This is a genomic window from Brevundimonas sp., assembly GCF_023259385.1.
Taxonomy (GTDB): domain Bacteria; phylum Pseudomonadota; class Alphaproteobacteria; order Caulobacterales; family Caulobacteraceae; genus Brevundimonas.
Genome location: NZ_JAHFPF010000007.1, coordinates 22,567 through 30,366, shown reverse-complemented (window position 1 = coordinate 30,366; position 7,800 = coordinate 22,567). Strand labels below are relative to the sequence as shown.

General features: G+C 68.0%; 5 protein-coding genes. 4 read left to right on the top strand and 1 reads right to left on the bottom strand.

Features of this window, described 5'->3' with window-relative positions; translation table 11 throughout:
- The coding region (locus Q0C81_RS00995) for a M10 family metallopeptidase C-terminal domain-containing protein (protein WP_291832364.1) at positions 1-4,480 on the bottom strand (4,480 nt) is incomplete at its 3' end.
- A 208-nt stretch (positions 4,481-4,688) separates the two neighbouring features.
- Here Q0C81_RS00995 and gmd point away from each other — a divergent pair.
- The 4 genes from gmd to Q0C81_RS00975 are packed head-to-tail and all read left to right on the top strand — an operon-like array spanning position 4,689 to position 7,799.
- Complete coding sequence (gene gmd, locus Q0C81_RS00990) at positions 4,689-5,801, top strand: GDP-mannose 4,6-dehydratase (protein ID WP_291832362.1); 1,113 nt, start codon at positions 4,689-4,691, stop codon at positions 5,799-5,801.
- Between the two features lie 5 nt (positions 5,802-5,806).
- Positions 5,807-6,283 (top strand): dTDP-4-dehydrorhamnose 3,5-epimerase family protein, encoded by a 477-nt coding sequence (locus Q0C81_RS00985; RefSeq protein ID WP_291832360.1) that lies wholly within the window; start codon positions 5,807-5,809, stop codon positions 6,281-6,283.
- Positions 6,283-7,053, top strand: a complete 771-nt coding sequence (locus Q0C81_RS00980) for a glycosyltransferase family 2 protein (RefSeq protein ID WP_291832358.1) — start codon at positions 6,283-6,285, stop codon at positions 7,051-7,053. The genes Q0C81_RS00985 and Q0C81_RS00980 overlap by 1 nt, the downstream gene beginning before the upstream one ends.
- Complete coding sequence (locus Q0C81_RS00975; protein ID WP_291832356.1) at positions 7,050-7,799, top strand: acylneuraminate cytidylyltransferase family protein; 750 nt, start codon at positions 7,050-7,052, stop codon at positions 7,797-7,799. The genes Q0C81_RS00980 and Q0C81_RS00975 overlap by 4 nt, the downstream gene beginning before the upstream one ends.
- Position 7,800: the final 1 nt, after the last annotated feature.

Genomic DNA, 7,800 nt, shown 5'->3' with positions numbered 1-7,800 from the left:
GGATGACGTCATTCCCGGCCAGGCCGATCAGCACGTCATAGCCGGCTCCGCCGCGCAGGACGTTGCTTCCCCCGTCGCCCAGCAGCACGTCGTTGAAGGCCGAACCGGTCAGGTTCTCGATCGAGGTGAAGGTGTCTGCGCCGCCGTCGCCGTCGTTGGACGCCTGGCCCGTGTTCAGCTGGGCCGTGACACCCGCCGCCGCGCCGGAATAGTCCGCCGTGTCGATGCCGTTTCCGCCGTCCAGCAGGTCGTTGCCTCCGCCGCCGACAAGGGTGTCGTCACCGTCAAGGCCGCGCAGATTGTCGTTGCCCGATCCGCCGTCGAAGTAGTCGGTGTTCTGGCTGCCCCAGAGGTTGTCGGCGCCGCCCCTGCCGAAGACGATAACGCCCGCGGTCGTCAGGATGTTGGACGCGAACACCGTGTCATCGAACTCGGTGAGGATGAGCCGCTCGATGGACTGGAAATTATCGCCCTGGGCGTCGCCGCCGCTGCCGGTCGCGATCATCAGGCCGGCCTGCGCCCCGCTGGGCACCGTGGAGAAGTTGACCGTGATCGGGCCTGCAGCAAAGGGGGTGCCGGAATAGTCGAGGGTGTCGATACCGTTCCCGCCCTGGCCGAAATCAGCCCCGGCGCCGCCGATCAGGACGTCGTCGCCGTCGCCGCCGTAGAGGTAGTCGTTGTCGGCGCCGCCGTTCAGGCTGTCGTCGCCGCCATCGCCGTACAGCCAGTCGACGCCCGCGCCGCCGTTGACGACGTCATTGCCCGCGAAGATCGCGCCGGCGGCGTCCCGGTCCGCGTAGATGACATCGGAACCATCGCCCGCCGAGATGACGTCGTCGCCCGCGCCGGCTTCGATCCAGTCGTTGAAGGCGGTGCCGGTGATGGTGTCGGCGCCGGCGGAGCCCGCGAAATACTGGCCGCCGCCCGCGCCGACGATCAGCACGATGTCGTCGAAGCGCAGCCGTTCGACGCCCGTCAGGGTGTCCGTGCCGTCCGGCCCGGTGACCGTGGTCACGCCGGCGTTGGTCGAGACCGTATAGGCGGAGGACAGACCGGCGAAGACCGCCGTATCCACGCCCTGGCCGCCGGTGATGGTGTCATTGCCCAGGCCGCCGGTGATCACGTCATTGCCGGAGCCGCCGTCGATCGAATCGACCTCAGCGGTGCCGACGAGGGTGTCGGCGTTCGGCGTGCCGGTGATCGTGTTGACGATCGGCGCGCCGGCCGTGTCGTACAGGCCGTCGGCGAAGCGCAGCCGTTCGATCCCCGTCAGGGTGTCCGTGCCGTCCGGTCCGGTCACCGTGGTCACGCCCGCGGTCGTGCTGAGGGTGTAGGCCGAGCGATTGCCCGAGAACACGGCGGTGTCGGTGCCGATGCCGCCGTCCACGACGTCATTGCCCGCGCCGCCGTTGACGGTGTCGTAGACGTCGCCGGCGTTGATCTGGTCGTTGAAGGCGGTGCCGGTCAGGGTGTCGGCGTTTGCCGTGCCCGTGAACAGCTGGCCGCCGCCGGCGCCCACGATCAGGGTGCCGTCCGAGAAGCGCAGGTATTCGACAGTGGTCAGGGTGTCCGTGCCGTCGGGGCCGGTCACCGTGGTCGTCGCGCCGTTGGTCACGACGGTCGACTGGGCCATCGTGCCGCTGAAGACGGCGGTGTCGTTGCCCTGGCCGCCGTCGATCGTGTCGTTGCCGGCGCCGCCGGTGATGACGTCGTCCCCGCCCAGGCCGTTGATCACGTCCGCGTTCCCCGTGCCGACGAGGGTGTCGGCGTTGGCCGTCCCGTCGATGGAGGCGGTGGTGATCGGGTTGCCCGCGATGTCGAACAGGCCGTTGGCGAACTGCAGCCGTTCGACGTTGGTCAGGGTGTCCGTGCCGTCCGGCCCGGTGATGGTGGTCACGCCGGAGCTGGTGCTGATCGTATAGGCGGAGCGGTCGCCCGAGAACACGGCGGTGTCGACGCCGTCTCCGCCGTTCAGCGTGTCATTCTCGCCGCCGCCGTTCAGGATGTCGTTGTCCGCGCCGCCGTTCAGCGTGTCCTTGCCGGTTCCCCCGGTCAGAACGTCCGCGCCCGCGTCGCCGTTGAGCTCGGACCCCGCCAGCGTGGTGGGAACGACCTCCTGGTTCGGGATGGAAACATGCAGCGTATAGCTGCTGCCCGCGACGGGAGCCCCCGAGTTGAAGGTTCCGTTGCCGTTGTTGCTCAGCCACAGGCCGACCTGGATGTAGTAGGTGCCGCCCACGGGGAAGACGTAGGTCAGCTGCGCATCCCTTTCCGCGCCGTCGACGACGGAGCCGTCATCGTTGTTCGCCAGCGGGGTGCCGGCGCCGTCGAACAGACGCAGGGTCGAATCGAAGTTGGCGTTGTCGATATCGAAGGTCACCGCGACATTCGTGCCGTTGACCGTGAAGGCGTAGTACTCGACGCCGCCATGGGCTGTCGCGACCACCGTCGCATGGGGAATGGTCGTCGAGTTGGCGACATCGTCCCGGCTCCGAATGTCGAACCCGCCGGCGAGAGACACCGCGGTCCCGATCGTCGCGTTCGCCGTGGATTGACCCTTCACGATATCGGGCGCGCCGCCGCCCTCGCCCGGCGCGCCGGCGAACAGCTGGTCGTCGCCGCCGCCGCCATAGATGGTGTCGGCGCCGCCCCCGCCGCGCAGGATGTTCGCGTTGGAGTCGCCGGTGAGGGTGTCGGCCTGGGCCGTTCCGGTCACGTTCTCGACGCCGGAGAGCGTATCGGCGCCGGCGCCGCCGGTCGCGAGTCCGGTGGCCAGATTGACCGTGATCCCGGACCGGGCGCCCGAATAGTCCGCCGTGTCGATGCCGTTGCCGCCGTTCAGCGTGTCGTTGCCCAGGCCGCCGATGAGGATATCGGAGCCTTCGCCGCCGTTCAGGATGTCGGCTCCCGAGCCGCCGTCCAGATAGTCGTCGCCGTCCAGGCCGTTCACGGTGTCATTGCCGCCCAGACCGCCCAGGGTGTCGCCCAAGGCCGTGCCCGAGATGGTCTCATTGGTGGCGTCGCCGCCGACGATCAGGCCGCCGGTCGGCGCCGCCGCGATGGTCATGTCGGAGAACTGAAGGAATTCGACGTTGGTGACCGTCACCGCGGCCTGGCCCGTAGCCGTCACCGTGCCGACCCGACCGTTCCAGGTGATGGTGTAGCTGGACCGCGGGCCCGAGAAGACGACCGTGTCGCTGCCCAAACCGCCGTCGATCACGTCGGCGCCGCCGTTGCCGCGAATGATGTTGTCGGCCGAGTTGCCGCGAATGGTGTCCGCGCCGGTGCCGCCGATGACGTTCTCGATCACCGCGCCCAGGGCGATCGAGACGTTGCCGATCATGCCGCCCACGCTCGAGAAGGCGCCCTGACGCAGGTCGATGACCTGGGCGACGGTGTAGCCCGAGAAGTCGAAGGTGTCCGTGCCGCCGGCGTCCCAGACGCAGAAGATCAGCGGGCTGGACGAGGTGGTGGCCGAGAACCACGGCATGCCGGCGTTGGAGTTGAAGCCGTAGGTGTTGTCGCCGGTCCGGGTGGTGGTGTTGGCGCCGTACAGGCGCTGGGCGGCGGCGATATCGTCCATCAGCGGCGCCGAGGCGAAATGCTGCGTCCCTCCCAGCCGGAAATCGGCGCCGGTTTCCTGCTCACGGAAATAGCTCATCACCGTGTACTGGCGCGAATCCTCGAAATAGATCGCGTTGGCGCCATAGGTGATGCTCTGCCCCGCGCTGGCGTTGTAGGTCGCCGGGTGGCTGAGGCCGATGGCGTGGCCGATTTCGTGCAGCAGGGTCTGGGTGCCGTAGCCGTAGAGCACCGGAGCGGCGTTGTAGGACAGCGAGTTGTTGACCCAGACATCCCCCTGGACCGCGCTCGCGCCCGAGAAGCCCGGCGACGTGCCCGGCAGGTAGGCGAAGGCGGCCGCGCCGTCCTGGCCCGACGAGTAGTTGCCGAACAGGATGGTGGCGTTGTTCGAATAGTTGCTTCCCGGGTCGGTGACCTGGGTGAAGGTGATGTTGGCGACGTCGGACCACGCCGCCAGCGACTGGAGGGTCGCCGCGATCTGCTGCGCCGAGAACTGGCTGAAGCCCGTGGTGTCGGTCGGCATGGTCGGCGCGGACACACGGAAGGCGAAGGTGACCGTGGCCGCCTGGCCCAGGCCGGCGGCCCAGCTGTTGTTGGTGCGGGTGATCTGGGAGCCCGCGTCGGTGGTCGACAGGGACGGCTTGTTGTTCGTGCTGCCGACGACGCCGCGATCGTCGCCGTTCAGGAGCGCGCCGAGACCGCCGCCGTCACCGGTGGCGTTCGCGCCGTGGAACCGCATGCAGCAGGCGCACGGCTGATAGCTCGAGATCCCGCCGAACAACGAGTTCGCCGTAGACCCGCCGCCCTCGACGAACCGCGTACCTCCCCCGACCGAGCCGTTGTCGGAACCTCCGGCGTCCAGAAGACCCGAGCGACCGGCGGTGAAGGTATCAAACATGTGGCGTCCCCCAATGAACTTTCACGCAACCTAACGCGCTGCGAGCATACGACAAGCGTAACAGCGTGAGGTCGACCGTCACAAAAGCTCCCCTTGTCCAAAAGACGCGCCCTGCGATAGGACCACCCGTCGGCGTCATCGAGCCGCGTCATGCTGATTTTGAAGGCCGTCGCCCCAAAGGGCGCGCGGGGCCGACACTGGAGACCACATGAGAAAAACCGCCCTGATCACTGGGGTCACCGGCCAGGACGGCTCGTATCTTGCTGAATTCCTGCTTGAGAAAGGCTACAGCGTCCACGGCATCAAGCGCCGGTCGTCGATGTTCAACACCGACCGCGTGGACCACATCTATCAGGACCTGCACGATGCGGACGTGCGGTTCCAGATGCATTTCGGCGATCTGACCGACACCTCGAACCTGGTGCGCATCATCCAGGAGGTGCAGCCGGACGAAATCTACAACCTCGGCGCCCAGAGCCACGTGGCCGTCAGCTTCGAGACGCCGGAGTACACCGCCGACGTCGACGCGCTGGGCACGCTGCGGCTGCTGGAGGCGATCCGCCTGCTGGGGCTGGAGAAGAAGACAAAGTTCTACCAGGCCTCGACCTCGGAACTTTACGGCCTGGTGCAGGAGCCGATCCAGTCGGAGACCACGCCCTTCTACCCGCGCAGCCCCTACGCCGTGTCCAAGATGTTCGCCTACTGGATGTGCGTGAACTACCGCGAGGCCTACGGAATCTTCGCCTGCAACGGCATCCTGTTCAATCACGAGAGCGAGCGGCGCGGCGAGACCTTCGTCACCCGCAAGATCACCCGCGGCCTGGGCGAGATCGCCCAGGGGCTGAGCGACTGCCTGTACCTGGGCAATATGGACGCCCTGCGCGACTGGGGCCACGCCAAGGACTACGTCCGCATGCAGTGGATGATGCTGCAGCAGGACACGCCCGACGACTACGTCATCGCCACCGGCAAGCAGTACAGCGTGCGCCGGTTCGTCGAGGTCTCGGCGGCCCGCATCGGCGTGACCCTGCGCTGGGAAGGCCAGGGCGTGGACGAGGTCGGCGTGGTCGAGAGCGTCGATCCGGCCCAGGCCGTGACCCGCTGCCCCGCCATCAAGCCGGGCCAGACCATCGTCCGCGTCGATCCGCGCTACTTCCGTCCGACCGAGGTCGAGACCCTGCTGGGCGATCCGTCCAAGGCCAAGGCCCAGCTGGGCTGGGAGCCGGAGATCACCTTCGAGGAGATGGTCGACGAGATGATGGAGGCCGACCTGCTGGCCGCCCGCAAGGCCGTGCTGCTCAAGACCGCCGACTGGAGCTGACCGCCTTGGATCCCTTCGTTCGCCTGGACGGTACGACGCAGCGCCGCGAGGACAATCGCGGCTGGCTGGAGGTGCTGTACGAGAGCGACGCCATGGTGCTGAAGCGCTCGTTCTCGAGGCGGGGCGTCTTCCGCGGCCTGCACGTGCAGCAGGCGCCCTCGCCCCAGACCAAGGTCATCCGCGTCGTCGAAGGCGCCATCGTCGACGTGGTCGTCTCGATGGACGACCCGGCCCGGGAACTGAAGACCACGACCCTGACCCCCGCCGACGGCTGGGTGCGGATCGACGCCGAATACGCCCACGGCTTCTATGCGCTGGAAGACACCCTCTTTGAGTATGTCTGCGACGGCGGGTACGATGAGGCGTCGGAGGAGGCGTTCTCGATCGCCGACCGCCTGCCCGCCCTGCTGGGCGTGGAGACGGTGATCCTGTCGGACAAGGACCGGGCGGCCCCGCCCCTGCCGGCGCCCGGAGCAGAATGATGACCAAGCTTTCCCTGATCACCGCCAGCTACAACAGCGCCCGCACCATCGGCGACACCCTGCGCTCGGTGAACAGCCAGACCCTCGGGGATTTCGAGTACCTGGTCATCGACGGCGGCTCCAAGGACGACACCATGGAGATCGTGGCCCGCGAAGGCCGGCGCGTCACCTCGGCGGTGTCGGAGCCCGACAAGGGCATCTTCGACGCCTACAACAAGGGGCTGGCCCGCGCGCGCGGCGAGGTCATCGGCTTCCTCAACTCCGACGACTTCTACGCCTCCGACACCGTGCTGGCCGAGGTGATGGCGGCGTTCGAGGACGAGACCGTGGACGTCGTCTACGGCGACCTGACCTATGTCGATCCGGTCGATACGGCGAAGATCGAACGGGTCTGGCGCTCACGTCCGCCGACCAAGGCCAACATCGCGCGCGGCCATCATCCGGCCCACCCGACGCTGTTCCTGCGGCGCCGGGTCTACGATCAGGCCGGCGTGTTCGACCTGGGATACCGGCAGGCGGGCGACGTCGAGTTCATGATGCGGGTCTTCCAGACGCTGGACCTGAAATGGGTCCACATCCCCGGCATCATGGTGCGCATGCGCTCGGGCGGCGCGACCGGCGGAGACATGGCCAGCATCATGCGCCAGAACCGCGCCGTGCGTCAGGCCCAGCGCGACCTGGGCATCCGCTATCCGCTGGCCGGCTTCGCCTTCCACAAGATCGTCGACCGCGTGCAGCAGCGGCTGCGCGGACGAATGGCGGCGTCATGATCGACGGCAAGCGCGTTCTCGCGATCGTTCCGGCGCGCAAGGGCTCCAAGGGCCTGCCGCTGAAGAACATCCGGCCGCTGGCGGGCAAACCCCTGCTGGCCTGGCCGATCGCCGCCGCGCTCGCCTCGGCCCACGTCGACCGGGTGATCATCTCGACCGACGACCAGGGCTTCGCCGACATCGCCGTCGCCCACGGCGCCGACGCCCCATTCCTGCGCCCGGCCGAGCTGGCCAGCGACACGGCCCCCTCCATCGGCTTCATCCTGCACGCCGTCGATACGCTGGCGGCGGCGGGCGACGTCTATGACTATGTCGTCCTGCTGGAGCCGACGTCGCCGCTGACCGAGGGCTCGGACGTGGACGCGGCGCTGACCCAGCTGGCCGCCGCCGACGCGGACGCCATCGTCGGCGTCTCGAAGCTGGAAGCCGCCCACCCCGCCTTCGCCGTGCGCAAGGACGACGAGGGGGCGATCACCCCCTATGCCGCGGCCAGCTTCGGCGAGATGCCGCGCCGGCAGGATATCGAGCCGCTGTTCGTGCTGGACGGCGCCCTCTATGTCTCGACCGTCGACGCCCTGCGGCGCGAGCGGGGCTTCTGTCATGCCCGTACGCTCGGCTATGAGAGCGCGCGGCACAAGGCGCACGAGGTCGACGACCTGGTGGACTTCATCTGCATTGAGGCGATCGCCTCGAACCTTGATACGATCCTCGAAGAAGGCCGGGCCTCCCCCTCCGGCACGGAATGAC

Bases quoted from the DNA above. Each gene is read 5' to 3' on its own strand.
- gmd (WP_291832362.1), top strand. From the start codon at position 4,689: ATGAGAAAAACCGCCCTGATCACTGGGGTCACCGGCCAGGACGGCTCG.
- Q0C81_RS00975 (WP_291832356.1), top strand. From the start codon at position 7,050: ATGATCGACGGCAAGCGCGTTCTCGCGATCGTTCCGGCGCGCAAGGGC.
- Q0C81_RS00980 (WP_291832358.1), top strand. From the start codon at position 6,283: ATGACCAAGCTTTCCCTGATCACCGCCAGCTACAACAGCGCCCGCACC.